Below are 25,690 nucleotides of genomic sequence, written 5' to 3' on the forward strand. Positions count from 1 at the left end.
CCTGCTTCAGTATAAAGGCTGGCTGCGCCGTGGTGGCCGAAACACGCTTTGATCGGCATAAAACGCAGCGTCCTGTTGCGGCCACCAGCCGGGAACTCCGGCCAGCGGCAGGGGACAAAACACCGGCTCCTGCTGCAAAGCGCCCTGCTCCAGCGCATGCGCCAAATGCTGATCCAGCAAGGCATGCAGCGGCGCGTCTTGCTGCGGCCAGATTTGCTGCGGCGCAAACCACAGCACGTAGCAATGCGCCGTGATCGCCTTGTAGGGCTGCATCATTTTTTCCAGCAAGGCGTGGCCAAACAGCAACAAGCGTGCTTGCGCCAGCGCGCCGGGGGCAAACAGGCGCGCCCAGTCATGCGCGCGCAAAGCTTGGAACAATTGCTCGCCTTGCGCATCGCGGCGCAGGCAAAGCAAGCCGGCGTTTTCATCAAACAGGGTGGCGCGGTCGCGCACCCGGCCACGCACGGCGCCAACGCCGGCGGCGGCGATTTGCTGCGCCTGTTGCCGGTTTAATTCGCGCTTGGCGAGCGGGAAAGCGGCCCAGATCAGCGCATTGAAAATATCATGCAAATTTTCGCGCGTCGGCACCGCGCCGTGCTGATAGATAAAGGCTTCATAGGCCTGCCCTTCCGGCAATTCCTGTTGCGCCACAAAGCGCAGCGGCAAGCCGCAAGCGTTGACGCGCGCAGGCGCCAAGGCCGCCAGCGCGGTATGCAAGTCCACGCCCTGCGCCAGACGCGTGCGCAAATCGCACCAGGCCGCGCGCACGCTGTCAAACCAGGGCGACTCCCACTGCGCCGCTTCAAGCTGGCGCAGTGGCGCGCTCAAGCCTGCAGTTTCCAATGCAAAGTGGCGCCGCCATCCAGCGGCACGATGACTTGGCCGGAACCATCCAGCTGGGCCGGAATCTGCCATTCGCTGCGCTCCAGCGTCACAGTTTCAGTGTTTTCCGGCAAGCCATAGAATGCCGGGCCGTGGCGGCTGGCGAAGCCTTCCAGCTTGTCGAGCGCATTGGCGGATTCAAAGGCGGTGGCGTACAGCTCCAGCGCATGCAAAGCGGTGTAGCAACCGGCGCAGCCGCAAGCGTGTTCCTTGGTTTCTTTGGCGTGCGGGGCGGAGTCGGTGCCGAGGAAAAATTTGGCGCTGCCGCTGGTGGCCGCCGCCAGCAAGGCTTGACGGTGCTGCTCACGCTTTAATACCGGCAGGCAGTAGTAATGCGGGCGGATGCCGCCTTTGAAAATTTCATTGCGGTTGTACAGCAGGTGGTGAGCGGTGATGGTGGCGGCCAGATTCGGGCCGGCGGCGCTCACGTATTGCGCCGCTTCGCGCGTGGTGATGTGCTCCAGCACCACTTTGAGCGCGGGAAAATCGCTTTGCAGCGGCTGCAACACCTGGTCGATGAAGACCGCTTCGCGGTCGAAAATGTCAATCGCAGGATCTGTCACTTCGCCGTGCGCCAGCAAGGGCATGCCGACTTCTTGCATAACTTCCAGCACCTTGCGGCAGCGCGCCAGATCGGTCACGCCGGCGTCAGAATTGGTGGTGGCGCCGGCCGGATACAATTTAACCGCATGCACCAGCCCGCTGTCTTTGGCGCGCTTGATTTCATCCGGCGCGGTATTGTCAGTCAGATACAAGGTCATCAGCGGCTCAAAGCGCATGCCATGCGGCAGCGCCGCCAAAATCCGTTCGCGGTAAGCCAGCGCTTGCGCAGTGGTGGTGACCGGCGGCTTGAGGTTGGGCATCACGATGGCGCGCGCAAATTGGCGCGCGGTATGCGGCAAGACGGCGGCCAGCATTGCGCCGTCGCGCAGATGCAAGTGCCAATCGTCGGGCCGCAGCAGGGTAAGCGTGGAGGACATATCTGCGCCTGTCATAAAAAAGGGGAAGCCGGCATTTTATGCGGCTGCGCGCTGTCCGGCAATCAGTACAAAGGATGAGGCAGGCGGATGCCCCGAAAAAGCGCCTGCGCAAAAAAATCCGCCTTTAGCAAGCTTCAACCATCATTTACGCCAAGATGCCGGCTGGGTTGTAGCGCAGCGAAAACCCGGCGTCCGCAACCGCTAGCGCAGCAAAGGAACGGCAGCCGGCCAAAATACCGATAATCCATGAAAAGAAGCGGAGCCTGTCCAGCCAAAAGTGATACCATCAACTGCGCCAAATCGATTGCTGCCGGAGACACCGTGAGCCCCATTCGCTTATTGCTGTGCAGTCTGTTTTGCCTGTTACTGTCCGCATGCGGCCAGGCGCCGGCCCCGGATCCGTCCCAGTCCCAGTCCGGCGCGCGGCGCAAACCACAGATCGGGCTGGTCTTGAAAACCATGACCAATCCCTATTTCGTCAGCATGGAGCAAGGGGCGCGCCGCGCCGCGCGTGAATACGGGGTGCAATTGATCGTGCGTTCCGCCGCCGCAGAAACTTCGGTCGAGCAGCAAAACCAGTTACTTTCCGATTTGATTGAGCAAAAAGTGGACGCCATCGTGTTTGCGCCCTCCGACTCGATGCGCCTGATCCCGCAATTAAAACGCGCACAGCAAGCCGGCATCAAATTGGTGAATATTGATAACCGTCTCAATCCCGATGGTCTGGCGCATGCCGGCATGCACAAGCTGCCCTTTGTCGGCGTGAATAATGAAAAAGCGGCGTATGAGGCGGTGCGGCATTTGCTGGCCCCGTTCAAAGGGCCGGCGCGGGCGGCGATTCTGGAAGGACTGCCGATTGCCTCGAATGCGCAGGAAAGATTGCGCGGCGCGCGCCGCGCACTGGCGGAAAAGCCGCAAATCAAACTGGTCGCCAGCGTGGTCGGCAATTGGCGGATTGATGACGGGCGGCTGGTGATGAAGCAGATTTTGCAAAAAAATCCGCAGCTGGATGCGCTGTTTTGCGCCAACGATATGATGGCCCTTGGCGCCATGCAGGCGATGCAAGAGGAGGGACGCAAGGAAATCCGGATTGCCGGCTACGATGGCCTGGATGATGTGCGCAAGGCGGTGCGGGATGGCAAGGTGGCGGCGACGGTCGATCAGCAACCCGATTTGCAGGGCTATCACGGGGTGCGTCTGGCCTATCTGCAATTGCAAGGACAAACTGTGCCGGCATCGATGGAAATTCCAGCCTTGCTGGTTCTGCCGCCGTGAGTGCGATATGGGTCTGGCATCACGCTTCAGATTGCGCCGCAAATTACGATGGCTGCAGCCGAAAATCACCGGCAAGCAAATCTGGTATTTGCTGGCGGTCAGCATCTTGCCGCTGCTGCTGTTTGTCGCCTCTTCGCTGGATGTGATGCGCAAAACAGTGCTTGATCTGGCGCAAAATTCCAGTGCGCAATTGTTGCTGAATCAGCGCGATTATCTGCAATTGATGGCGGAACAAGTCGAGGGACTGGCGAATAATCTGGCCGGCATGGAAGATATCGGCGACGCCATGGCGACGGTGGATATTGACGCCGGGTTTGAGCGCAGCGCGTATCACGAATTGGCGACCCAGGCCAAAATCGGCTATATCCTGAACGGCTACAGCAATTTGCGCGGCTTAGTCTCAATTGATTTATTCACCTACCTGGGTTATCACTTTCATGTCGGCGAAGCGCTGATCAAAGCGGATGTGAACGACAGTCAGCGCCAGCGGATTTACCAGCAAACGCTGGAATCGCCGCGCACCCTGGTCTGGCTCGGCATGCAGGAAAACGTCAATCGGAATTCGCAACAGCGTCAGGTGTTGTGCCTGGCCAAGCTGATCCATCACTATTACCCGAAAATCCAGCAAAGCACGCCGGTTGGCATGATGCTGATCAATTATTCGCCGCTGTATCTGCATGAACATTTTTCACGTCTGGACTTCGGCAAAGACAGCCGCCTGATTGTCGCCGATCAGCATTGGCGTCTGATTTACGATCATGATGTGCAGCGCATCGGCCAGCCGCTGGAGCCGGAACTGCTTGGGCTGCTGCAACAAAAACAGGCGCGCAGCATGCTGCAAATCAATGGCAAAGACATGCTGGTGTCGCACGCGGTATTGCCGAATACCGGCTGGCACGCGCTGCTGCTGACGCCGGAGGAAACGCTGTTGCTGCCGATGCGCGGCATGTTGCGCAATGCGGCGATTTTGCTGCTGCTGTGCTTTGCTGCGATCGCCATCGTGGCGTATCGCCATACCCGCAATGTGGTATTGCCGATCAAAGCAATTTCTTCCGGTTTCCGCCAGATTCAGGCGCAATCCGAGCAGATGCCGGCCCCGCTGCCGGTGCCGCAAACGCGTGATGAAATCGCCGAACTGGTGCAATGGTTCAATGCGTTTTTGCAAGTCGAGCAGATGCGGATTCAGCATGAAAAGGATTTATTGGCGGCCAAGCTGGCGGCAGACCACGCGAATCAAAGCAAAAGTGAATTCCTGGCGAATATGAGCCATGAGATCCGCACGCCGATGAATGCGATTCTGGGCATGATTCAACTGGCGCAGGAAAGCCAGAGCGATGCGGCGCGCGGCAATTATTTGTACAAGGCGCGCCGCGCTGCGGTTTCGCTCTTGAGTCTGATCAATGACATTCTGGATATTTCCAAGATCGAGGCCGGCAAGATTTCGCTTGAGCAAGCCAATCTCTCCCCGCTGCAACTGCTGCAGGAAGTGGCGGAAGTGGTGGCCGCCGGGGCGCATGAAAAAGGCTTGGAATTGCTGTTGGATGTGGACCCGGACTTGCCGGCGCAAATCAATGGCGACAGCCTGCGTTTGCGGCAAGTCTTGCTTAATTTGCTCGGAAATGCGATCAAATTCACCGAAAAAGGTGAAGTCTGCCTGCAAGTCCGCATTCTGCGCCGTGATGCCCAATACGCCTATCTGCGCTTTGCGGTGCGCGACAGCGGAATTGGCATCAGCGCACAGCAGCAGCAATTGCTGTTCCGCCAATTCGCCCAGGCTGACAGCTCGATGACACGGCGCTATGGCGGCAGCGGCCTGGGCTTATACATCGTGCGCCATCTGGTGCAATTGATGGGCGGCGAAATCGGCCTCGTCAGCAGCCCCGGGGCCGGCAGTGAATTCCATTTCACCTTGCAATTCCCCTGCTGCGAAGAAGAAGCGCGCAGTGACGAAAACCTGCCGCCGCTGCATCTTTTGTTGCTGGATGACAACAACACTTTGCGCACGCTGGTGGCGCGCATGGCCAGTCTGCTGCCGGCCAGAATCAGCGCCTGCGCAACGCTGGCGCAAGCGCTGGAGGCGCTGCGCCACGCCGACGCGCAAGCCGGGGAACGTATTGTCTTATTGCTCGATTATCCGGTATGCGCGGAAGACAGCCGGCAAGCATTGCTGAAGCTGCACTTGCAAGCCGGGCGCAAACTGCCGGTGATCTGGCTGGCGGCGCAACCGCTGCCGGAAGATATGATCCATCCCGAATCGCTCAGCCTGCATAAGCCGTTTTTGCTGCCGGAACTGCGGCAAACCCTGCGCCAGATCTGCGGCATGGATGCGCCACGCTGCATGACGCATCAAATCAAGCGCAGCGCGGACTTCCTGCCTTTGCTGCAAGGCCGCCGCGTTCTGCTGGTGGAAGACAATCCGATGAACCAGGAACTGGCGCTGGCCCTGCTGGCGCAGGTCGGCATCCAGACCGAATTGGCGGAAAACGGCGCGCAGGCCCTGGCCAAGCTGGCGCAGGCGCCGTATGACGCGGTGTTGATGGATTGTCAGATGCCGGTGATGGATGGTTATCAGGCCACCAGGGAAATCCGCCGCAATCCGGCCTGGGCCGCACTGCCGGTGATTGCGCTGACTGCGCATGCGCTGCTGGGCGAGCGGGAAAAAAGTCTGGCCGCCGGCATGAATGAGCATCTGACCAAGCCGATTCAGCCCGATCAGTTATACCAAACCCTGCTCGATTGGATAGGCGCGCCATCCCCGCAAACAGAAACTGCGCCCTTGACGCCTGAGCAACTGACACTGGAAGTCGATGCTATCATGGCGCAAATGCACTCAAGCGCCCCTGCCGCCCCGGTTCACCTGGATACCGACGCAGCGCTGGAAAATCTCTTGCAAGACAAAAAAATGTATGCGCGCATGGCGCAATTGTTTTTACAGGAGCAGCGCGCTTTCCCTGAGCATTTTGCCGCCGCACTGCAGCAAGACGATCCGGCGCTGGCGCGCCGTCTGGCCCATACGCTCAAGAGTGCGGCGGCGATTGTCGGCGCCCGGCAACTCGAACAACTGGCGCGCACGCTGGAAGAAGCATGCCAGCAGCGGCAAAATTGCGATGTTGCAATGCAGCAGGCGACATCCGAGCTGGAACAGGTCTGCCACAGTCTGCAGCACTGGCTGAGCGAGGCAGAATGAAGGGCTGGCGATTTGTCAGGATGTATGTAAATATGTGCGGGATGATGGCCGGGTTGCGCCCGGGACGCGACGTTGCAGGCAAGACGGCGCAGGTTTCTGCAGTTTCTGATGCACCCGGTACGCCCTGTGCGCTCCGGCTTGGCTTACAATTGAGGGCATGGCGAAGCGCGTGATCGCCGCGCACTGACAGGAGCAAGTATGAATTCTGAAGCATCTAGCGATAGTGGCAAGGCAGAATGGCTGATCTACGATGATGGCGGCGGCGCTGCGCCCGGCGAGCCTGTGGTCGAAGAGATCCCATGGCGCGTCTTGATCGTGGATGATGATGTGGATGTGCATGTGGTGACCCGCTTTGCCTTGCGCAATGTCACCTATCTTGGCCGCCGGCTGAAATTATTTCACGCCTACACCGGCGCGGAAGCTTATGATGTGCTGCGCGACACGCCCGATATCGCCCTGGTTTTGCTGGATGTGGTGATGGAAACCGCTGACGCCGGTTTGCGGCTGGCGCGCCAGATTCGCGGCGAGCTGAATAATCAATTGGTGCGTGTGGTGCTGCGCACCGGCCACGCCGGACAAGCGCTGGAGCAAAGCGTGATTGTCGATTATGACATCAATGATTACCGCACCAAGACCGAACTGACCACGCAAAAGCTGTTTACCACCGTCATTTCCTCGCTGCGCACCTATGACAGCCTGCTGGCCACTGAACGCAGCCAACGTGAACTCAACGCCACCCTGGCCAAGCACAAAGATTTGCAATTCGCACTCGATCAGCACGCCATGGTGTCTGTCACCGATCTGGATGGCAAAATCACCCATGTGAATGAAAGCTTTTGCCGCGCCACCCAGTACAGCCCGGATGAATTGCTGGGGCGCGATCACCGCATCATTAATTCCGGCAGCCATCCGAAAGAGTTTTTCGCCGATCTGTGGCAAAACATTTCGCAAGGGCGCAGCTGGCATGGCCAGATCCGCAACCGCGCCAAGGATGGCGCGATTTTCTGGAGCGAAACCACCATCGTGCCCTGCCTGGGCGAAGACGGCAAACCGTATCAATATGTGGCGGTGCGCAACGATATCAGCGAGCGCAAGCTGGTGGAAGAACGCCTGCGCCTGGCCGAAGCGCGCATGCGCGGCATGTTTGAAGTCAGCCCGATGGCGATTTCCATCTTGCGCCTGAAAGACAAAAAACGCCTGTTCGCCAATCAGATTTTCCTGCAAACCTTTAAGCTGGGCTGGGATCAGGCCAAGGAGATCGATGGCGCGCAACTGTGTCAAAATCCGGCGGAATATCAAATTTTGTTGCAAAAAGCGGCGGAAAGCGAAAGCGTGGTGAATCATCCGATGGCGCTGCAAGCTGCTGATCAGCAAAAATTCAACGCCAAGGTGTCTGTGTTTATGACGGAATACGAAGGTGAAAGCGCCTTGCTGGTCTGGTTTTGCGATTGCAACTGAATCCGGTCTGAGGCACACAAACCCTGCGGCCCGCCGCAGGGTTTTTTGTTTGATGGAGCAAGCATGCAAACAGTTGAATTACCTGAGCTGGCGCCGGTCTGGCAGCGCCTGCCGCGTCTGCCGCAACAGGAATTACACAGCCAGCGCTTGAGCTTGACCGGCTGGCGCGAGGAAGATCTGGCCCCGTTCGCCGAGCTGAATGGCGACGCCCATGCGCTGCGCTTTTTCCCGCACACTTTAACGCGGGAAGAAAGCGATCAAATGACTTTTCGGATTCACACCCGCATGCAGGAATTCGGCTGGGGTTTGTGGGCGCTGCGGGTCGGCCCGGAACGCCGCTTTGCCGGCTTTGTCGGCCTCTTGATACCGCGCCCGGAATTGCCGCTGCCGCCAGCGCTGGAAATCGGTTGGCGCTTACGGCAGGATTGTTGGGGACAGGGCTACGCCCGCGAAGCGGCCAAGCTGGCGCGCGATTTCGCTTTTCATCAACTGGGCGAACAGGATCTGATTTCCATCACCTCGCTGCACAATCAGCCGTCCTGGCGCGTGATGCAGGCGATTGGCATGCAAGACAGCGGCCAGCGTTTTGACCACCCTGCGTATGAAGAGGGCGATGCGCGCGCGCAGCATTGCGTATACACCCTCAATCGGGCCGCGTGGCTGGCGCAGCGCGAAGCTCAGGCTTGAAGCGGCGGCAATTGCACCCGGAAGCAACTGCCGCCGCCCTCGCGCGCCAGACAGTGCACGGCGCCGCCATGTCTTTGCGCAATCTGGCGCACCAGGGCCAGGCCCAAACCAACCCCGCCGGCTGCCTCGCTGGCGCCACGGGCGCGGTAAAACGGCTCGAAAATACGCTCCCGCTCATCTTGCGGCACACCGGGGCCGCGATCACAGATATCAATTTCAAAACCCTGCGCAGTCTGGCGGATGGTTGCGCAAATCGGCGCGCTGTCGGCATCGACGCTGACGGCGTGCCCGTAGCGGCGCGCATTTTCCAGCAAATTGCGCAACATCCGCCGCAGTAAGCGCGCTTCACCGCGATACATGCATTCGCCCGCGCCATTGAGTTCCAAAGCGGCGTCCACCCGCGCGCACTCTTCCGCCAATAAGCCGGTCAGATCGACCTCTTCCAGCGTCAGCGCTTGCGCGTTGGCGCTGTCGAGCCGGCTGGACAGCAAAATCTCTTCAATCAACTGATCCAATTCATGCACATTGCGCGCCAGTTCGGCGCGGCTGGCGGCGTCATGCTGATCCAATTCCAGCGCCATGCGGATACGCGCCAGGGGCGAGCGCAATTCATGCGAAGCGTTAGCCAACAGATTTTTTTGCGCCGCCACCAATGCCTCGACACGTTCCGCCGCCTGATTGAAGCTGTGCGCCAGGCTGGCCACCTCATCCTTGCCCTGTGCTTGCACACGGGTGGCAAGCTGGCCCCGGCCCCAATCTTCGACACTTTGCTGCAGCGTTTCCAGGCGCCGGGTAATGCGCCGCACCACCGGATACGCGCCGATTGCGATCACCAGCGCAGTAATCAGCAGAATAAAGAAAAGACTGCGCGCCGGCGGGCCAAAACGGAACATCCGCCAGCCGCGTCCCTCGCCGCGCGCATGCGGCGGAGGCAAATGCGCTTCACGCGGGCGCCGCCCTTGCCATTCATGCTGCGGGCCTGGCGGCGGCGCGGCAAAATCCGGCGGCGGGAAATCTCCACCACGCCCGCGCGGCCCCTGCATAAAACCGGCAGGCCCGCGATGCCGCCCGAACAGCCAGCGCCCATCCGGCAGTTTCAAGGCAAAACGCGGCGGCAAACCGGGCAGCCAGCCGCTGTAATCCGATGTCCAGTTCCAATTTTCCGGGGCGTCCAGCGTTTCACCGGCGCGCGCTTGCAACTGGCCCCGGGGTAAATACAGGGCCAGATCCGCATGCGTCAATTCCTGCAAGCGCTGCAGCACGGCGCTTTGCTCGGCTTCGCTTTTATCAGCGGCAGGCAGGCTGTTGGCGGCGAAGGCGGAAAACGCGGCCAGATTCGGAAACATGCGCAAGCTCTCATTGTGCCGCTGCGCCAGCCAGGCGAACAGCAAGACCGAAAGCAAGAGGCTGATTAAAACTGCGAGATAAATGCGTAAGTAAAGGCGATGACGCCAGGCGATGCCAGGACGGGGAGCGGCGGCGGCCTGCTCAGGCATCTTGCACCTTGGCGAAAACATAGCCGGCCCCGCGCACCGTAATGATGCGGCGCGGCTGACGCGGATCGTCTTCCAGCGCGGCGCGTAAGCGGCCGATATGCACATCGATTGAACGGTCAAACGCCTCCAGCTGCTCGCCCTTGACCGCATCGCATAATGCTTCGCGCGTCAAGACCCGCCCGGCGCGCTCCGCCATGGCGGTCAGCAAGTCGAATTGATAAGCCGTGATTTGCCGTTCCTGTCCGTCGATGCGCACACAACGCGCGTCCAGATCAATGCTCAATCGGCCAAAGCGCATCAGATTGCGCGCGCCCTGACTCAGCCCATCCGGCAGGGGTGGCCGGCGCAACACGGCGCGCATGCGCGCCAGCAATTCGCGAGGCTCGAACGGTTTCGGCACATAGTCATCGGCGCCGAGTTCCAAGCCGATCACGCGATCCAGCGGATCGCCTTTGGCGGTCAGCATCACCAGCGGGAGGGCGGATAAAGGCGGCGGCAAGGCGCGGATCTGACGGCACAGATCCAAGCCGCTGCCATCGGGCAACATCAAATCCAGCAGCACCAGATCCGGCGCGCTGAGCGCATTTTGCTGTAAGCGCTGCATGCCGGCCTTGGCGCTGCCGGCATGCTCCAGATTGAAACCATGCTGCCCCAAATAGGTGGCCAACATCGCCGCCAGACGCTGATCGTCTTCAATCATCAAGATGGTTTGCTGACGCGTCATAGCGGCGCTCCTTTGATACTGGTTTATTTGCCAAACGGCGACTTCATCGCGCCCGGCAGGATTTTATGCTCCATCCGCGCTTTCAGCACTTCGCCGACTTTGGCGCGCTGCGCTGCGGTCAACACATCCGCCACGTCCGCCAGGGCCTGGTTTTTGCGCTTGCTCAGTAATTCCACCTGGCGCAGCGTGTCCACCCGGTTTTGCTCCAGCGCATTGCGGTCCACCGTGGCGGCGGTCAGGATCGTGATTTGCGCCTTGCGCAAAGTCTTGATCTGCTCGTGCATCGGCTTCATATCGGCATGCGCCGCTTTGGCGATAGTTTTGATGCTGGTCTTTTGCGCCGCTGTGATATCCGGCACGATACGGTCAAGCATGCGGTCGAGATGTTTTTCCAGCGTGGCGGCATCCGGCGCACGGAATTCCATAAAGCCGCCATGCCCCGGGCCATGCCCATGGCCATGGCCCATGCCTTCGCTGGCCCAGCTCATACCGCTGACAGACAACAGACCCAGGCTGAACGCAGCGATGCCAGCCAACAGCATGCGGCGGGTTTGCGCATGCAAAGAATGATCACGGTGTTTCATAAGGCTATCCTTTCATTACACTGATTGAATTGCACCCCGCGTCCCAACGTTTGCCATCTGTCATGACATATTGCGCGATGCATGATGCTACTCTAGCCATCGCAGTGCAAGAGAATATGTCGCCCGGGTAAAGTTTTGTAAAGACCGCGCGCCAGGATAAGCCGGCAAAATGCTATGCTGACCACAATTGCAGCCTTGAAAGAACACAACCATGCACCCCAATCAGGATAACAATGCGACGCTGGCCGTCTTAATCGACGCCGATAACGCGAACCCGGCCATTATTTCCGGCCTGTTGGAAGAGGTGGCCAAGCTTGGCATCGCCAGCGTGAAGCGGATTTACGGGGATTGGACCACCCCCAATCTGGGCAGCTGGAAACAGGTGTTGTTGAAGCACTCGATTCAACCGATTCAGCAATTCAGCTACACCAGCGGCAAAAACGCGACCGACAGCGCAATGATTATCGACGCCATGGATTTGCTGTACGCCGGCCATTTTGATGGTTTTTGCATTGTCTCCAGCGACAGCGATTTCACCCGGCTGGCGGCGCGCATCCGCGAATCCGGGCGGCGGGTGTATGGTTTTGGCGAAAAGAAAACCCCGCGCCCCTTTGTCGCCGCCTGTGATTTGTTCATTTACACCGAGGTGTTTGTGCAAAAACCGGGTGAGGCGCAAAACGGCGTGATCAAGCGGCGCAGCGAAAAAGAATTGCGCGCCGACGCCGCATTGTTAAATCTTTTACGCAATTCAGTGGAAGCGGCGGCGGATGAAAGCGGCTGGGCCAAGCTGGGTGTGGTGGGCGGTTTTATCACCCGCACAGTGAATGATTTCGATGTGCGCAGTTATGGTTATTCCAAATTGAGCAGCTTATTGGGCGCGATCAAATTATTCGACGTGGAGCGGCGCGAAGATCAAATCTTTGTGCGCAGCGCCAAAACTGCGGATACCGAGATGCGCACCGAGGATGGGGCGGAAAAAGGCGCCGACAAGGCGCAGGACAAGCCGGCAGGCAATCCCGCCAAGCAGGAAAACAAGGGCAAGAACAAGCAAAAGAAACGGCAAAAAGGCGCCAATCCAAACCCGCCGCCGGCAGCCGCCACTGCGGCTGCGCCTGCTGCGGCGACGGAACAAGCCCCAGCCGCCAGTCTGCAGACAAGTCCGGCAACGGTGCAAGAGAGCAGCGCGCCAGTCAAGAGCGAGCCCAAAGCAACGTCTAAGCAGCCAGCCAAAAAGCGCAAGCAATTATTGCAGGCGGTCACAGAAGCGGTGATGGAAGCCGCCGCCAGCGTGGCGGCAGCGACCCAGGCCCCCGCCAAAGCCGCCGCCAAACGCAGCCGCAGTCAAGCTAAAACTGAGCAGCCGCAGGCGGACAATGCGCAGGAAGGCGCTGCCAGTCAAGCGAAAAAACCGCGCGCCACACGCAAGAAGAGCGCGGCTTGAACGCACTAACTTTGAGCGCCGCCGCCGCGCAGCAAGCGCGCCGGCAGCGTCAGTAATGCGTGTAAAAACTGGAACAGCGCATCAAAGGTAATGCCGATCAGGCGAAATGGCAGCGTCAGCAACCAGGCCAGCGGATACAGCAACAAAGCCAGCAAGGCCAACGGCCAGCACAACAAAAACAGCAGAATCCAGAGCAAGAAAGTCAGCATGGCGCGCCTCAAGCATCCGGCAAGGCAGCCGGGTTTTGCATCTGGGCTTGCATTTGCACAGTCGCCGGCAAGGCATGTTCTGCCGCGCTGAATTGCGGATGTTCCAGCACAATCAGGCCCGCCACGGCAACTGCGGCGCAACTCAAAAACCAGGCTTCCATATGGGCAATCGCTTTCATGACAAGCTCCTTTCGCGGTGATCTGTAAGCGTTTTGGATGCTTGTACTGTAGTCTTGCGCCAATCGGGACGCCCCGGCTTTGCGATGAAATGCAAAAAAGCGGGAATGAATTGCCGTCAGGCAAACAAAAACCCGCCAAACCCGGCGTCAGACCAGGTTTGGCGGGTTGCTTCTTGTGCAGCCGGGCGTTTTACGCGGCTTGTGCTTCGTGCGTGGCGCCAGCGGCGCCAAACAGCGCAGCCACCAGCGGGTCACGCCGCACCGGGTCGCAATTCGGGCGGATCGCGTGGTGGGTTTCGTCGGCCAGCATATAAATCCGCTGTCCATTCGCGCCGATGGTCAGGCTGAGCATGGAGCCGCCTTGCGAAGCCGAGACCTGCGGCTTTTCGCTGCGCCCGCTGCCACGCTTTTTCGGCTGCTGAATCATTTCCTGAAATTTGCGGATGCGCTCATCATCCGCCGCCAGACGCCACGCCGGTTTGCCTGGCGAATTCATGCTGGCGCCTTTGTAGTGATCCAGCACAATCATGTGCTCGTCGCGCAACTGCTGCAGATATTTCTCTGCGCAAGCGGTCTTGCAATTCAATAATGCGCCAACATCCTGACTGGTCATGCTGCCCTCGGTGAAACGGGCCAGGAGTTTGAGCATTTGTTGTGAGCGGCGTTCGCGGGTATTGGTGGTCGGAACAACTACGTGGTTGGAGGCTTCGACAGACTTTAACATGATTTTAAAACGTTATAGTTAAACATGCCCCGCGCTCTTGCCGTGACTCCTGGCGCCTGTTCCCGTCAGGCAAACCGTGCCTCGAATCACATCAACAGCTTTGGGTACCAGCCGAGATCGTCTGCGGCGCAAGTCTGTGTGTAGGGGGCCTCACTGTGATTCGCAGTACTGCCATGCAGCAAACTTGCCGAACAGAAAAACTTGGCAAAATCTTGTTACAAACAAGTGGGGCAGTATATAGCCGGCAAAATAGCATTGCAATGTCTTTGTATATGTCCTGTCATTATTTTCAGACAGTCCAGCTTTCAAAACTGCCCAAATAATGAAAAAAAGCATACTTCTTTCATATAAATATATTAATTTACATGTCAATATACATGTAAATTGATTTCCTTATGGAAATAATTTGCCGTTTTTAAATCTTCCAGTTTCATTATTCACAGCAATTCTTTGTTTTGTTATGAATCAGACCCTGTTAAGTTTCACAGTATTCAAAAGCTTGCAAAGTCTTTCAATTTGTAATGGGACAGACGTGCGGCAGCTGCCGGAAATGGTGCTGCGGCGCACGGATATGAGGGAAATATGTTGCAACGCGATTTGCTGCGGCGCTGGCTTGGCGCGCCGCAGCTGTGGACCTCAAGGCAGCAATGCCGGCTGACTCTTGCCCAGTTTCAGGCACATTTCATGCGGCAGCCAATTGCCTGTGCTTTCCTGGCGGCCTTGCAGGATGAAGCGCGGCTTGGGGCTGTTCATGGCATCAACCGCCTGTTTGCACAATTCGCCGATCTTGCCTTTTTTGAGGCGATTCACAACCAGCCCCAGTGCGGTGTCGGAAAAATCGCGCAACATGTCATAGTCGCCATCAGAATCGCCGGCGACAAACAAGGGGCCATAGCCTTTTTTCGCAAGCAGTTCACGTTTGATGACTTCAGTCTTGCCCGGCCCCCAGTTCAGCGGCCATTCCGGCATATAGGCGTTTTGCAACACATCGCCCTTGCGCGCCAGGCGCAGGCCGAGCACATTTTCACGCGCCACATGGTAGCCATATTTGGGCAGGGTGGCGAAGGCGGCCACCACTTCCTCCATTGAAGCAGTGCTGACATACACATCAATGCCATGATTGCGCAGCGCATCCATCAAATCCGCAACTTCGGTGCACAGGCGGATGCCGTGGAAATGCGAAATTGAGATCACCCCGGCTTTACCCGGCAGGCTGGCGGGGCTGCTGTATTTCACCTTGCTCAAGCCTTCGCCAAGGGCGAAATCATGCGAAGCTTCGGCCAGCTTCATCACCTCCGGCACACTCATATTGGCGAAGAAATAGATGACCCAGGGATAGCCGACATTGACGCCGTGAGTATCATTCACGGCATTGTATAAAAACAGCAATTTGGCGCGAAAATCGGCGAATTGCGGAGTTTGTGAGACTTCTTCCAGGGTTTTCTTACCGCCCAGTCCGGCATATTCGGCATACAGAAAATTGTAATCTTCCGCCAGATCAGCGCAGATCTCATCCAATTCGACGATTTTGCCTGCAGCATTTTTATAGTCAGCAGTGAATGGCCCTGCCGGCACATGTTGGCGGATCACGGTGGCGAATTCTTGCGGCTTGAGCTTGAACGACAGCGTCATAATCTGGTAGTACAACAGCGCTTCTTCGCAATCATTCATGATGGAAGTGTTGTCCCAATCAAACACGGCATAGGGTTTGCGCTTGGGATTGTACTTTTTGCTGTGCTTGCCGTGCTCACGCAGCAAGGTATTGAGCGCAGCCCAATTGCGCGGCGCCCATTTGCCGCGCGCCAGCAGGGCGGGGGTTTTGTGTTCAGCATTGCCATGCTGATGTTCGTGCGCCAGTGCGGCGCCGCTTGCCGCCACTGCGCTGCCTGCGATTAATGTGCGCAAAGCCCGGCGCCGGCCTGTCTTCTCTTGTTCTTGCATAGCATCCTCATCTGGTTATGCGGCTGGCGCAAGAAGCAAGATGCGCCAGCCTGCTCCGGCCGGGAAAGACCGGAGCAGGCTTTATACCGCAAACCGCAAACGGCCGCAAACCGCTGCATGCAACTTGCAGGACAATTGCATTACGTTTGCCGGCCGCGCTTTGCGCTTAGCAGCCGGTTGCTGTCAATTATTTTCGCGTCAGTATCCGTCGCCACAGCGGCCCTGATTTGGGCATCAGTCAGGTTTTTCAGCTTGTTCCAATCGGTTCTGCCATGCAAGTTTTTGGCGATCGCACCTTTCATCTTAAACAGCGCCATCTTTATTTCTCCGTTGGTTTCTTGACAGGGCCGCGCTTGAAGTTTTTCAACGCTTCATCACTGGGCAAATCTGAATCTGGATCATTTTTAGCTGCGTCAGCGATTTGCTCATCAGTAAGCGCATCCAATGTATCCCAATCTGTTGTCCCTTTACGCTTGAGTGCTTCCTCACCAGTTATCTTAATGATTGCCATGATTGCGCCAATATGAAGTTGAGTCATCAAAAACCGCCGCGCGTATATGCGGCAGCCTCCCGTTTTTCTGCTTTGCGAGCTGAAATAATACGAATCGTATTTCCATGCCTTTCTGTGTACACGACAAACAGAATTTTGCCGTAAGACATTCCTATTACTTGAAACCGCTCTTCGCCATAGTCGGATCGATCATCGTATACAGTGATGCGCATGTCATCGTAAAACACACGGAGAGCATCCATGAAATCGACGCCATGCTTGTTCTTGTTGCTTGCATTTTTTGCCTCATCCCACTCAAACTCAAAATCCATCTTGCATTTCCCCATGCGAAAAATGACAAACAGGTTTAAGCAAATAACTGCGCCAACGCCTGACCAGGATCCGGGGCACGCATAAACGCTTCACCCACCAAAAAGCCATGCACATGCGCCGCGCGCATGGTTTGCACATCATCCCGGCTCATGATGCCAGACTCCGTGATCACGGCTTTGCCCGCAGGGATGCGCGGCAACATATCCAAAGTTGCGCGCAAATCCGTGACAAAGGTGCGCAAATTGCGGTTATTGATGCCCAACAGCGGTGTGCGCAAACGCAATGCAGCGTCCAGTTCGACCCCGTCGTGGACTTCAACCAGCACCGACATGCCCAATTCCAGCGCGCAGGCTTCGAGTTCCGCCATCAAGCCATAATCCAGCGCAGCCACAATCAGCAAAATCGCATCCGCGCCCCAGGCCCGCGCCTGATATACCTGGTACAGGTCGAGCAAAAAATCTTTGCGCAACACCGGCAGCGCACAGGCCGCGCGCGCCTGCTGCAAGTAGGCCGGCGCGCCCTGGAAAAAGCGTTCATCGGTCAGCACCGACAGACAGGCTGCGCCATGTTGCGCATAACTGGCGGCAATCTCAGCCGGCGCAAAATTCTCACGCAAGACGCCTTTCGAGGGCGACGCTTTTTTCACTTCGGCAATCACTGCCGGCTTGGCTGCGGCGATGCGGCCTTGCAGTGCGCCGGCAAAATCGCGCAAACCGCCCAATTGTTCCGCTTCGGCTCGCAACGAGGGCAAATCGCGATAGCGCTTGGCTTGCGCCACCTCGTCTTTTTTCACATCCAGGATTTGTTGCAGAATATCGCTCATCTCAAGCGCCTTTCTCATTCTTTGCGCCCAGCTCTTGCGTGATCTGAACAAATTGCTCCATTTTCTTGAATGCGGCCCCGCTTTCCAAAGCGCTGCGGGCGGCTTGCAAGCCATCTGCGATGGAGGCGGCGGCGCCGCAAGCGTACAGCGCGGCGCCGGCGTTCAAGGCCACGATATCGCGCGCCGCCCCGCCTTCATTGCGCAATACTTCCAACACTTTGTCTTTCGAGGCGGCGGCGTTGTCAACGCGGAAATTGCGGCTGGCGCACATTTGCAAGCCGAAATCTTCCGGGTGAATTTCATACTCGCGAATCTGGCCGTCAATCAATTCGCCGACCATGGTGGCGCCGCCCAGCGTGACTTCATCCATATTGTCACGACCCCACACCACCACCGCATGCTGCACGCCCAGGCGTTGCAAGACACGCACCTGAATCCCGACCAGATCAGGGTGAAATACGCCCATCAGGATATTCGGCGCGCCAGCCGGATTGGTGAGCGGCCCCAGGATATTGAAAATGGTGCGCACGCCCAATTCTTTGCGCACCGGCGCGGCATGCCGCATGGCGGCGTGATGATTCGGCGCAAACATAAAACCAATCCCGGTTTTTGCGATGGAGAGCGCGACTTGTTCTGGCTTCAAATTGATATTGGCGCCCAGCGCTTCGAGCAAATCCGCGCTGCCGGAGGATGAAGAAACGCTGCGCCCGCCGTGCTTGGCCACGCGCGCGCCGGCAGCGGCGGCGACAAACATCGACGCAGTGGAAATATTGAAGCTGTGCGCATTATCGCCGCCGGTGCCGACAATATCGACTAAGCCGCGCGTATCGGCCATCGGCACCTTGGTGGAAAATTCGCGCATCACTTGCGCTGCTGCGCTGATCTCGCCGATCGTTTCTTTTTTCACGCGCAAGCCCATGGTCAGCGCGGCAATCATCACCGGCGACATTTCGCCGCCCATGATCTGGCGGAACAGGCTTAACATTTCATCATGGAAGATTTCGCGGTGTTCAATGCAGCGCAATAAAGCTTCCTGTGCGGTAATCGTCATCTGTCACTCCTTATTTCTGTTCCAGGAAATTGCGCAACAGCGCATGGCCATGTTCTGACAGGATGGATTCCGGATGGAATTGCACCCCTTGCAGCGGCAAGCTCTTATGACGCACGCCCATGATTTCGCCATCATCGGTCCAGGCTGTGATTTCCAGACAATCCGGCAGGCTGTCGCGTTCAATCGCCAGCGAGTGGTAACGCGTCACCACAAAGGGCGATGGCAAGCCATGAAATACGCCGACGCCGGTATGCGCAATCGGACTGGTTTTGCCGTGCATCACTTGCTGCGCACGGATCACGCGCCCGCCAAAGGCTTCGCCGATTGCCTGATGTCCCAGACAGACGCCCAGAATCGGCAATTGGCCGGCGAATTCTTTGAGCAGGGGGACAGAAATGCCGGCGTCCGCCGGCGCTTTCGGCCCGGGGGAAATGCAAATATGTGTGGGCCTCAGCTGGCGCACTTGCTCAAGCGTGATTTCATCATTGCGGAAGGTGCGCACCTCCATGCCCAGTTCGCCAAAATACTGCACCAGGTTGTAGGTAAAGCTGTCGTAGTTGTCTATCATCAAAAGCATTTCAGATCTCCCCATCCAGGCCGTCTTGCACCTGCTCTGCCGCACGCAAAACAGCGCGCGCCTTGTTTTCGGTTTCTTTCCACTCCAGCTCAAACACTGAGTCCGCCACCACGCCGGCTGCAGCCTGCACATACAACATGCCGTCTTTGATCACGCCGGTGCGGATTGCAATCGCCAAATCCATGGCGCCGGAAAAACTCAAATAGCCGCAGGCGCCGCCATATACGCCGCGTTTGCTGATTTCCAATTCGTCGATGACTTCCATCGCCCGCACTTTCGGCGCCCCGGTCAGGGTGCCTGCCGGGAAGGTGGCGCGCAACACGTCCATATTGCTCATGCCTTCGCACAAGCGCCCTTCCACATTCGAAACGATGTGCTGCACATGGGAATATTTTTCGATCACCATTTGATCTGTCACTTGCACCGTGCCGGTCTGGCAAATGCGGCCCAGATCGTTGCGCGCCAAATCAATCAGCATCACATGTTCAGCAATTTCCTTGGGGTCAGCCAGCAATTCGCGCGCCAGCTCGGCATCGCGCTCAGGCGTGGCGCCGCGTGCACGGGTGCCGGCGATCGGGCGCAGGGTGACTTTTTCGCCGCCATCGTCCAGCAATTCCTTGCGCACCAGAATTTCCGGCGATGCGCCGACGATGTGCATATCGCCGAAATTGTAGAAATACATATACGGGGAAGGATTGAGCGAACGCAACGCGCGATACAAAAGCAGCGGCGAATCGACAAAGGGCTTTTTGATGCGCTGCCCGATTTGCACTTGCATCAAGTCGCCGGCCAGAATGTATTCATGCGCACGGGCCACCGCTTTTAAATAATCCTCTTTCGCGAATTCGCGGATTTCCGGGGTGCGCACCGAGCCGCTGGTGACCGGGAAATCAATGCCACGGCGCAGGCGGGCGCGCAAATCGCGCAGGCGGTTGCGCGCGCGGGTGTAGGCTTCCGGCTGGGTCGGGTCGGCGTACACAATCAAATACAGCTTGCCGGTGACATTGTCGATCACGGCCAGTTCCTCGGTCAGCATGAGGCGGATGTCGGGCAGATGCAAATCATCTTTGGGACAGGAGGAAACCAGGGTTTTCTCAATATTGCGCACCACGTCATAGCCGAAATAGCCGGCGAAACCACCGCAAAAACGCGGCAAACCGGGGCGGGTGGCGACTTTGAAGCGGGCTTGCACTTGCTCAATCACATCCAGCGGATTGCCGTCAAATTCTTCGATCAGCTCGCCATCGCGCCGGATTTCAACCTTGCGCCCTTGTGCGGTGAGAAGGGTGGAAGCCGGCAGGCCGATGAAGGAATAGCGGCCAAAGCGCTCGCCGCCCACTACCGACTCCAGCAAAAAGCTGTTTTTACCCTGGTTTTGCGACTGCGCCAGCTTCATATACAGCGACAGCGGGGTTTCCAGATCGGCCAGTGCTTCGGCGATCAGGGGGATACGGTTAAACCCCTGGGCAGCCAGGGAATTGAATTCAAGTTCAGTCATGCTTGAGCTCCAGCCGCAACAAAGCGGCGCCAGTTATCAAAGGCAAGCAGGCTTGCCGTGGATGTTGTTGGCCGCATGCGGCCGATGATGGTTTGTCTGCTGTCGCTAGCGCGATTGTATGCGCTGTGGCTGTGCTGTGGGCATGCGCGTCGATAAAACGGCAAACCGTCAGCCAGTCTTGCAACAAATATGTGATCCGCCCGCAGGCGGGGATTCAGCGTGTCAGCTGCTGCTGACAGGAATCAGAAAACGCAAACAGAACAGCGACGCCAGCGACGCCACAGCCAAGCCTCGGGAACGGCATGGTTGCGGGATGCGGAGAGTTTGGCGGCAAACATGTTCAAATTTGGTTGATTGAGAAAGGATGCAACAATTAAATATGGAAACGCTGCTGATGCACGGCAATCGCCTGCGCAGCTTGTAAAAGCGTATTTACTATACCATCAGAATCGGTTTCCTGCACGTCCTGTCCGTGGTTATAGCCATAAGGCAGCAGCCACACCGGGCAACCGGCGGCGCGCGCGGCGCGCGCATCGTTTTCCGAATCGCCCACCATCAGCACGCAGGAAGGATGCAAGCCGAATGCCTCGCAGGCTTGCAGCAAAGCTTGCGGATGCGGCTTTTTTTGCGGCCAGGAATCGCCGCCATACACCAGCTCCATATACGGCGCCAGGCCGAAATGCAGCAGCAGCGGCTTGGCGAAAGCCAGCGGCTTATTGGTCACGCAGGCCAGACGCAAACCAAGTTCGCGCAGGGCCTGCAAACCTTCCATCACTTCAGGATACAAGGCGCTGTGCACGCCATTGCAGGCTTGGTAATGGAATTGATAGCGTTGCAGCGCCTGCGGCCAGGTTTGCTCAACTTGCGCAGCCGGCCAATCCGCCGCCAGCACGCCTTGCACCAGATGTTCGCTGCCCTTGCCGACATGGCGCAGGATGTCATGCTGCGCCAGCGCGCCTAAGCCGTATTCGGCGCGCATGGCGTTGATCGCCACACAAAAATCGCCGGCGGTATCGACCAGGGTGCCATCCAAATCCAGCAACACGGCGCGCAAGAGGCGCGCCGGCAAGGCGTGGATTTGCGGCGGCGACAAGGTGTGCATGGCAGAAGGCGCAGACATGCGTGCTCCGTTTACACTTTGGCCAATTCGGCGCGCATTTGCGCAATCGCGGCGTGGTAATCCGGCTGGCTGAAGATGGCGGAACCGGCGACAAAGGTGTCCGCCCCGGCGCGCGCCACTTCCGCAATATTTGCCGCCTTGATGCCGCCATCGACTTCCAGCATGATGTCGCGCCCGGAAGCGTCAATCATGCGCCGCACCTGTTTCACTTTTTCCAGCGTGTGCGGAATGAATGCCTGGCCGCCGAAGCCCGGATTCACCGACATCAGCAAAATGATGTCCAGCTTATCCATCACATGCTCCAGACAATGCAGCGGGGTGGCCGGATTGAACACCAGGCCGGCTTTGCAGCCATGATCGCGGATCAATTGCAAGCTGCGGTCGATATGTTCCGAGCCTTCCGGGTGAAATGTGATGATGTCTGCGCCGGCTTTGGCGAAGTCGGGGATGATGCGATCGACCGGCTTGACCATCAGATGCACATCAATCGGCACGCTGACATGGGGCCGGATCGCCTGACACACCAGCGGCCCCACAGTCAGATTCGGCACATAGTGGTTGTCCATCACATCGAAATGGATCAAATCGGCGCCTGCGGCGATCACATTGCGCACTTCCTCGCCCAGACGGGCGAAATCGGCAGACAGAATGCTGGGAGCGATACGGTATTGAGTCATGGCGGGCGGGGCTGGCGGGCGGTGAATGAAAAGCCGTCATTGTAAGGGATTTGACGCAGATTTGCCCGGCAAAAGTTGCCATAAAGCATTTTTCAGCATCATGCATGACGCCTTCAGCCGCCTGCGCCCAGATATTTGGCGCGGATTTTCGCCATCACGCCTTCTTCCTGCATCTTACGCAAACTGCGATCCAATAAGGCGGCTTTGTCTTGCATTCTGCTGGCTTTATTAAATACCAGATAGGTCGGCGTTTCGACCAGCGCGGGCGATAAGGCATGCACCTGGCTCAACTGTAATTGCTGCATCACCAGCGCGCCCACATCGGCATTCGCCACCAGCGCATCAATCCGGCCCAGGCTGAGTTTGCGGAAATTATTCACATCGTCATCCACTTCCTCCACCACAAAGCTGTTCTTTTTGCGCATGGCTTCAAATTCGCCCGGCACGACAAAGCCGCGCCGCAAGCCGATCCGCTTGCCCTGCAAATCCGCCACGCCGCGCCATTGCGCAAAATCGCCTTTGCGCACAAATACTTGATAACGCGTGATTTTCAGCGGTTCCTGCATGAAATCCATGTAAGTCTGGCGCTGTGGATTGCTGGTGTAGGCAAACGCGCAATTCACCTCAGACATGGGGCCGTTGCGCACTTCGTTTTCCAATCTGACCCATGGCAAGAGACGGAATTGCACATGAATGCCGGCGCGCCGCCCGGCTTCGGCCACCACATCAACATCAATTCCGCTGATTTTGCCGTCCTGCTCAATCACATAGGGCGCAAACGCAGTGCTGTAGCAAATCAAGTCTGCGCCGGCAAACGCAGCGCTGGCGCAGAAGAGGCCGACAGCGGCAAAAGTGATACGGGAAAGAGACATAAACAGCCCCGCCAGATCGTGATGAAGCAGTATAACAGCCTATCTGACATGACCAAAAGCCCATCCCGGCATACGCATCCATTTGATACATGCGCATTCGCGCACTTCGGTTTATATTAACGCATCGCCATTTTCCGCCAGTCCCATGTCTTGCAAACCTTTCGCCGTGGCCTTACTCAGTCTGCCAAGCGCTCTGTGGGCGGCGCAGCCCAAACCTGAACTGCAAGCTGCCTGGTATGCCTTGCATTTGGAAATGGAAAGTTCTGGCCGCACTTACCTGGAACATCTTTGTATTCAGAAAAACGGCAAGCTCTGGTTGCGCCAGTCAGCACAAGCATCCGCCCCCAAATCCAGCCCGGCGAAGAAAACTGATTTGCGCGGGGAATGGCGGCTGCAAAACGGCCAGTTGCGCATGTGGCATGACGAAGGCGATTTTCTGTTCCAGATCACGCTGCGCTATCAAAACCCGCCCGCATGGCCGCATCAAAGCTATTGGCTGGGCCACATGGCGTTTGGCCCAGGCGCCGGCAAATTGGACGCGGAAAATGTCGAAACCGCCGGCATCTGGGACTTACCGCATGGCAAGCCGCCGCGCTATGTCACGCACAGCGCCAGACTCAGTTTTGTGCGAACCGAATGCCCGCCGCAGCAATAGTCACTCCTCTCCGGCCGGGCCTGCGGCGCCGATATTGCTCTGCAGCCAGTCGCACACATCCTGCGGCAAAGCGGCGCGCGCCTCGCTGGCCGGGCCGTAATACAGGGCATACAATTCGGCGAAAAACTCCATATGCGACATCGCCGCATAATTGCTGGGCATATTGGCGACAAATTGATCCAGCGTTTCCGCTTTCACCACCATAAAACGCTGGTACCAGAAATTGATGCAAAACGCCAGGCCATTGGCGCGATGCCAGCAAGCATGGTTGCGATACCAATAGGCGCCGCTTTGTTCAAACGCCAGACGCGGGCCAAAGTCTGGCGCGCGCCAGGGGTGTTTGTCAGCAATCGGCGCCAGCTCGCCCGGCTGCCAGGTGCTGCCCTCGCCTGCCGCCTGTAAGAGAATTTTCACCACCTCACTCTGTTTGCGCTTACTCAAGTGCGCCATACCGCCCATCGCATCCACCCAGGCGCGCACGCCATCTTCGTCGTTTTCCCAGTAATGCCAGCCAAAACGCTGTAACAGCCACGCATTCACCAATTCCTTGCGTTGCGCATGCACTGCGTGCCCGACTTCATGGCGCAACACGTCGGCAAAGCGCACATCATCGCCGCGATTGCCCTCGCCGATTTCTATGGTGCCGTCGCGCGTATAAAAACCACCGCCGCCGCTGCCCTCTTTGATTTTGTTCAGGCTGGTATTGCCCTCGACATTGGTGGAAGGCAAGTCGCGCAGCAATTGCCAGATGGTGTCAATATCATCCGGGTCATCATTTTTGCCCCATTCATTGCCCAGTTCAGCGCCAAAGCGCACTTCAAAAATCAAATCCTGGATTTTCTGATCGCCCTGCGCCTTGGCGTATTCAAACAGATTGCGCAAGCTTTGCTTGGCCCAACCCGGCAATTGCGCGCCGCGCGGCAGTTTTTTGAGCATGCGCGCAAGCTTGGGGTCAGCCAGATCCGGCGGCTGCCCGGCCTGCTGCGCGTCGGACAGTATCTGCAATTGCTCCAGTGGCGAATAGCGCCGTGAATAGCGGCGGAAATTGACCCAGCAATCCTGGCTGGAAAACAGCGATTCCTGATGGGTTTGCGCCAGCCAGGCGCGCAACTCAGTTTCCCGCCCGTGCAGGCCGCGCGCCAATTCAAGCGGGAAGCTGGCGCGAAAGCTGTCAGGCTGATTGTGGTGCACCGCGATGAAGTGCAATTGCGCGCCGTCAAAGCCATCCAAAAAGATTTGCAGGCGCAGTTTTTGCAACAGGAAGGGATGCTCGTACACCAGCAGAATTTTGCAGATTTCCAAAATGCGGTCATCCAGCGCAGCATCTTGCGCCAGCAATTTTTCGCGCAACTCGCCCAGCCCGTACAGCACGCGCAAATGCAAATCGCTGCCGCCGTTGCAAGATTCCGGCGCCGGCGCGGCGGGCGCGGCGGAATCGGCGGCCCCCGCTTCAGCCTGACGCGGCAATTGCTGTGCGCTGGGAATCGCCTTGGCCTGCTCTTGCAATTGCTGCGAATCGCTGCGGTAGCGATAGCGCCGGCTGCGCGGCTGCACCAGATACACCGCGTGGCGCGCTAAATCGGTGTAATAAAAAGGCCGCTCCACCACAAACGCGCCCTGGCAGGAAGGACATTGCACGCTCTGCCAGCGCTTTTCGATAATCTGCTGCCGCACTTCCGGCGTGCGCGCCACGTTCACACTGTGCGCCAACGGCATTTCCATTTGCGCGCCACAAGCGCAGCTAAAGCGATGGGGGTGGGTGACGGCCATGATTTGCTCCTTGTTTGCAAACGATTACGCGAGCATAACGGAAACAGGCCGGCTTGC

The 25,690-nt window shown here is 57.9% G+C and carries 26 protein-coding genes; 6 read left to right on the forward strand and 20 right to left on the reverse strand.

The features are described 5' to 3' along the window. Positions 1–6 precede the first annotated feature (6 nt). A complete protein-coding gene (locus V8J88_RS18125; protein WP_338845636.1) occupies positions 7–828 on the reverse strand; it encodes a DUF3025 domain-containing protein in 822 nt (273 codons plus the stop codon). Beyond that, positions 825–1,862 (reverse strand): dihydroorotase, encoded by a 1,038-nt coding sequence (gene pyrC / locus V8J88_RS18130; RefSeq protein WP_338845637.1) that lies wholly within the window; start codon positions 1,860–1,862, stop codon positions 825–827. The genes V8J88_RS18125 and pyrC overlap by 4 nt, the downstream gene beginning before the upstream one ends. Before the next feature lie 321 nt (positions 1,863–2,183). On the opposite strand from pyrC, the gene V8J88_RS18135 reads away from it, so the two are divergent. The 4 genes from V8J88_RS18135 (at position 2,184) to V8J88_RS18150 (ending at position 8,469) form a co-directional block, all read left to right on the forward strand. Next, complete coding sequence (locus V8J88_RS18135; protein WP_338845638.1) at positions 2,184–3,137, forward strand: substrate-binding domain-containing protein; 954 nt, start codon at positions 2,184–2,186, stop codon at positions 3,135–3,137. A 7-nt stretch (positions 3,138–3,144) separates the two neighbouring features. Further along, positions 3,145–6,324: a response regulator gene (locus V8J88_RS18140; RefSeq protein ID WP_338845639.1), complete on the forward strand. Its 3,180-nt coding sequence runs from the start codon at positions 3,145–3,147 to the stop codon at positions 6,322–6,324. Positions 6,325–6,522: 198 nt separating this feature from the next. Further along, positions 6,523–7,782 carry a PAS domain-containing protein gene (locus V8J88_RS18145; RefSeq protein ID WP_338845640.1) on the forward strand — a complete coding sequence of 420 codons (1,260 nt, stop codon included), beginning with the start codon at positions 6,523–6,525 and terminating at the stop codon, positions 7,780–7,782. Between the two features lie 63 nt (positions 7,783–7,845). Further along, a complete protein-coding gene (locus V8J88_RS18150; RefSeq protein WP_338845641.1) occupies positions 7,846–8,469 on the forward strand; it encodes a GNAT family N-acetyltransferase in 624 nt (207 codons plus the stop codon). Here V8J88_RS18150 and V8J88_RS18155 read toward each other — a convergent pair. Genes V8J88_RS18155 through V8J88_RS18165 form a run of 3 tightly spaced genes read right to left on the reverse strand, consistent with a single transcriptional unit; the run spans position 8,460 to position 11,273 of the window. Further along, the gene (locus V8J88_RS18155) at positions 8,460–9,965 is read right to left on the reverse strand and encodes a HAMP domain-containing sensor histidine kinase (RefSeq protein ID WP_338845642.1); all 1,506 of its coding nucleotides are present in this window, start codon (positions 9,963–9,965) and stop codon (positions 8,460–8,462) included. The two genes, V8J88_RS18150 and V8J88_RS18155, sit on opposite strands and share 10 nt — an antisense overlap. Beyond that, positions 9,958–10,689, reverse strand: coding sequence for a response regulator transcription factor (locus V8J88_RS18160; protein WP_338845643.1), 732 nt, complete (start codon positions 10,687–10,689; stop codon positions 9,958–9,960). Before V8J88_RS18160 ends, V8J88_RS18155 begins: the two co-directional genes overlap by 8 nt. Positions 10,690–10,712: 23 nt before the next feature. Further along, the gene (locus V8J88_RS18165) at positions 10,713–11,273 is read right to left on the reverse strand and encodes a periplasmic heavy metal sensor (protein ID WP_338845644.1); all 561 of its coding nucleotides are present in this window, start codon (positions 11,271–11,273) and stop codon (positions 10,713–10,715) included. Positions 11,274–11,484: 211 nt separating this feature from the next. Between V8J88_RS18165 and V8J88_RS18170 the strand changes: the two genes are divergently transcribed. Continuing rightward, positions 11,485–12,714 carry an NYN domain-containing protein gene (locus tag V8J88_RS18170; RefSeq protein WP_338845645.1) on the forward strand — a complete coding sequence of 410 codons (1,230 nt, stop codon included), beginning with the start codon at positions 11,485–11,487 and terminating at the stop codon, positions 12,712–12,714. 5 nt (positions 12,715–12,719) lie between these two features. Here the strand turns inward: V8J88_RS18170 and V8J88_RS18175 are convergent, their stop codons facing one another. The 14 genes from V8J88_RS18175 to V8J88_RS18240 all read right to left on the reverse strand — a co-directional run bounded on the left by V8J88_RS18175 (position 12,720) and on the right by V8J88_RS18240 (position 23,208). After that, complete coding sequence (locus V8J88_RS18175) at positions 12,720–12,923, reverse strand: hypothetical protein (RefSeq protein WP_338845646.1); 204 nt, start codon at positions 12,921–12,923, stop codon at positions 12,720–12,722. An 8-nt stretch (positions 12,924–12,931) separates the two neighbouring features. Then, complete coding sequence (locus V8J88_RS18180; protein ID WP_338845647.1) at positions 12,932–13,102, reverse strand: hypothetical protein; 171 nt, start codon at positions 13,100–13,102, stop codon at positions 12,932–12,934. Between the two features lie 190 nt (positions 13,103–13,292). After that, complete coding sequence (locus V8J88_RS18185; RefSeq protein WP_338845648.1) at positions 13,293–13,826, reverse strand: hypothetical protein; 534 nt, start codon at positions 13,824–13,826, stop codon at positions 13,293–13,295. A 636-nt stretch (positions 13,827–14,462) separates the two neighbouring features. Continuing rightward, positions 14,463–15,767 (reverse strand): HAD family hydrolase, encoded by a 1,305-nt coding sequence (locus tag V8J88_RS18190; protein ID WP_338845649.1) that lies wholly within the window; start codon positions 15,765–15,767, stop codon positions 14,463–14,465. 140 nt (positions 15,768–15,907) lie between these two features. After that, complete coding sequence (locus tag V8J88_RS18195; protein WP_338845650.1) at positions 15,908–16,084, reverse strand: hypothetical protein; 177 nt, start codon at positions 16,082–16,084, stop codon at positions 15,908–15,910. Positions 16,085–16,086: 2 nt separating this feature from the next. Then, the gene (locus V8J88_RS18200; protein WP_338845651.1) at positions 16,087–16,278 is read right to left on the reverse strand and encodes a hypothetical protein; all 192 of its coding nucleotides are present in this window, start codon (positions 16,276–16,278) and stop codon (positions 16,087–16,089) included. A gap of 26 nt (positions 16,279–16,304) precedes the next feature. After that, entirely contained in the window at positions 16,305–16,589 is a 285-nt protein-coding gene (locus tag V8J88_RS18205) for a BrnT family toxin (RefSeq protein WP_338845652.1), read from the reverse strand. A 35-nt stretch (positions 16,590–16,624) separates the two neighbouring features. After that, on the reverse strand, positions 16,625–17,413 hold the full coding sequence (trpC, locus tag V8J88_RS18210; RefSeq protein WP_338845653.1) for an indole-3-glycerol phosphate synthase TrpC: 789 nt from the start codon (positions 17,411–17,413) through the stop codon (positions 16,625–16,627). Between the two features lies 1 nt (position 17,414). After that, positions 17,415–18,464, reverse strand: a complete 1,050-nt coding sequence (gene trpD / locus V8J88_RS18215; protein WP_338845654.1) for an anthranilate phosphoribosyltransferase — start codon at positions 18,462–18,464, stop codon at positions 17,415–17,417. A gap of 10 nt (positions 18,465–18,474) precedes the next feature. Beyond that, positions 18,475–19,041, reverse strand: coding sequence for an aminodeoxychorismate/anthranilate synthase component II (locus tag V8J88_RS18220; RefSeq protein WP_338845655.1), 567 nt, complete (start codon positions 19,039–19,041; stop codon positions 18,475–18,477). A 1-nt stretch (position 19,042) separates the two neighbouring features. Continuing rightward, complete coding sequence (gene trpE / locus V8J88_RS18225; protein ID WP_338845656.1) at positions 19,043–20,539, reverse strand: anthranilate synthase component I; 1,497 nt, start codon at positions 20,537–20,539, stop codon at positions 19,043–19,045. A gap of 373 nt (positions 20,540–20,912) precedes the next feature. After that, positions 20,913–21,641, reverse strand: coding sequence for a phosphoglycolate phosphatase (locus tag V8J88_RS18230; protein ID WP_338849921.1), 729 nt, complete (start codon positions 21,639–21,641; stop codon positions 20,913–20,915). A gap of 29 nt (positions 21,642–21,670) precedes the next feature. Next, the gene (gene rpe / locus V8J88_RS18235) at positions 21,671–22,336 is read right to left on the reverse strand and encodes a ribulose-phosphate 3-epimerase (protein WP_338845657.1); all 666 of its coding nucleotides are present in this window, start codon (positions 22,334–22,336) and stop codon (positions 21,671–21,673) included. A 113-nt stretch (positions 22,337–22,449) separates the two neighbouring features. After that, a complete protein-coding gene (locus V8J88_RS18240) occupies positions 22,450–23,208 on the reverse strand; it encodes a transporter substrate-binding domain-containing protein (RefSeq protein ID WP_338845658.1) in 759 nt (252 codons plus the stop codon). 145 nt (positions 23,209–23,353) lie between these two features. Between V8J88_RS18240 and V8J88_RS18245 the strand changes: the two genes are divergently transcribed. Next, positions 23,354–23,863 carry a hypothetical protein gene (locus V8J88_RS18245; RefSeq protein ID WP_338845659.1) on the forward strand — a complete coding sequence of 170 codons (510 nt, stop codon included), beginning with the start codon at positions 23,354–23,356 and terminating at the stop codon, positions 23,861–23,863. On the opposite strand, the gene V8J88_RS18250 is transcribed toward V8J88_RS18245, so the two are convergent. After that, a complete protein-coding gene (locus V8J88_RS18250; RefSeq protein ID WP_338845660.1) occupies positions 23,864–25,633 on the reverse strand; it encodes a CpXC domain-containing protein in 1,770 nt (589 codons plus the stop codon). Positions 25,634–25,690 lie beyond the last annotated feature (57 nt).

It is taken from the genome of Massilia sp. W12, from assembly GCF_037300705.1.
Lineage (GTDB): Bacteria > Pseudomonadota > Gammaproteobacteria > Burkholderiales > Burkholderiaceae_D > JACPVY01.